This window comes from Rhodococcus sp. LB1, from assembly GCF_001583455.1.
GTDB lineage: Bacteria > Actinomycetota > Actinomycetes > Mycobacteriales > Mycobacteriaceae > Rhodococcus_F > Rhodococcus_F opacus.
The window spans coordinates 1-1723 of sequence record NZ_LTCZ01000343.1 but is presented as its reverse complement, the minus strand read 5'-3'; the positions used below and the strand labels follow the sequence as shown (position 1 = coordinate 1723).

The following is a 1723-nucleotide window of genomic DNA, read 5'->3' as shown; positions in this document are numbered from 1 at the left end:
TGTTCGAACGTATTTTCGAACTCATTTCAAGTAAAGCCGGTCGGTGGAGGCCCGTCAAGTGGACCACGAATGGCCAGGTCAGGACCGTCGCGCATCCCGTGTCCGCACAATCCTCTAACCTGAACGCGTGATGGAGCAGGAGCAGAGCGAGAGGGGCATCGGACCCGAATACCTGGTGGCCGGAAGATACCGCCTGCGGTCCAAACTGGGCGGCGGTGGAATGGGCGCGGTCTGGCTCGCACGGGACACCCTGCTGCACCGCGACGTCGCCATCAAACAGGTCACCACGACGGCCGGACTCGACCCCGACGAGGCCCGCCGAGTCCGCGAACGCACCATGCGGGAAGGGCGCAACGCCGCCAAACTCGCCCACAGCCATTCCATCGCGATGTACGACGTCGCACTCGAGGCGGGCGAGCCCTGGCTGGTCATGGAGTACCTGCCGTCCCGCAGCCTCGCCCAGGCGATGAACATCGCCGACACACTGCCCCCGCTCGAGGTCGCCCAGATCGGCGCGCAAGTGGCCGACGCGCTCACGGCCGCCCATGCCGCCGGGATCGTGCACCGGGACATCAAGCCGGGCAACATCCTCGTCGCCGACCGCGGCCGGGAACTCGGCACCGTCAAGATCAGTGACTTCGGCATCGCCCGCGCCAAGGGCGATTCCGCCGACACGACGAACGGGGTCATCACCGGCACACCCGCGTACTTCTCCCCCGAGGTCGCCCGCGGTCAGGACCCCACCGAGGCGAGCGACGTCTTCTCGCTCGGTTCCACGCTGTACACCGTCGTCGAGGGACAGCCGCCGTTCGGGATCGACTCGGATTCCATCGCACTCCTGCACCGGGTCGCGAAGGCCGAGATCTACCGTCCGAGCAAGGCCGGACCGCTCACCGACACGCTGCTGCACCTGCTCGAGCCCGACCCGGCGCGTCGTCCGACGATGGCCGAGGCCCGCGACGCCCTGGCCCGGGTGGCCATGGCCGGGGACGGAAACGTCGCGCACCTCGTCGGCTCGCCCGTCTATTCCGCAGACGGCACCATCCCGGCGTGGGCACACCGCTCGACGCCGTTGCCCGACTCACGCCGGCGCAGCAAACTGGTGAGTTCCACCCAGGCCGGTCTGCCCGCGGTGCATCAGAGCACACCGCTCAAGAACGTGCCGCGTCCGCTCGGCCGGTTGCAGTGGCCGCCGCGCCCGACGAAACCCGCTCCCGGTTCGCCGGCCCCCACTGTCCGCGACCAGGTGGTGGCGTGGGCGCCGATCGCCATGGGTGTCATGGTCGCGATCCTGATCCTGGCCGTGCTCGTGGCAGTGATCGTCCTCCTCGCCCAGCCCTGACACCCCGGCGGTCAGTCGATCCGCCGGCGGTGCGCCCACCTCGTGAGCGCATTCCGGTTGGACTGCTGCGTCTTCCGCAGCACGTTCGACGCATGCGTTTCGACCGTCTTCACCGAGATCACCAGTTCCTCCGCGATCTCCCGGTACGTGTAACCGCGCGCGAGCAGCCGCAGCACTTCCAGCTCCCGCGGCGTCAGCGAATCCAGCTCCGGATCCAGCTGCGGCTCAGGAGCATTGGAACGTCCGGTGAAGGAGTCCAGCACGAATCCCGCGAGCCTCGGGCTGAACACGGCGTCACCGCCGGCGACCCGGCGCACGCCGTCGGCCAGTTCCGCGCCCGAGATCGTCTTGGTGACGTACCCGCGGGCGCCCGCGCGGATC

Annotated in this window: 2 protein-coding genes; one reads left to right on the top strand and one right to left on the bottom strand. The window is 68.9% G+C overall.

Annotated elements, in window-relative coordinates; genetic code table 11:
• Nucleotides 1-130 precede the first annotated feature (130 nt).
• Entirely contained in the window at nt 131-1342 is a 1212-nt protein-coding gene (locus AZG88_RS34800; protein WP_061042055.1) for a serine/threonine-protein kinase, read from the top strand.
• An 11-nt stretch (nt 1343-1353) separates the two neighbouring features.
• Here AZG88_RS34800 and AZG88_RS34795 read toward each other — a convergent pair.
• On the bottom strand, nt 1354-1723 hold a 370-nt coding region (locus AZG88_RS34795; protein ID WP_197487985.1), incomplete at its 5' end, for a response regulator transcription factor.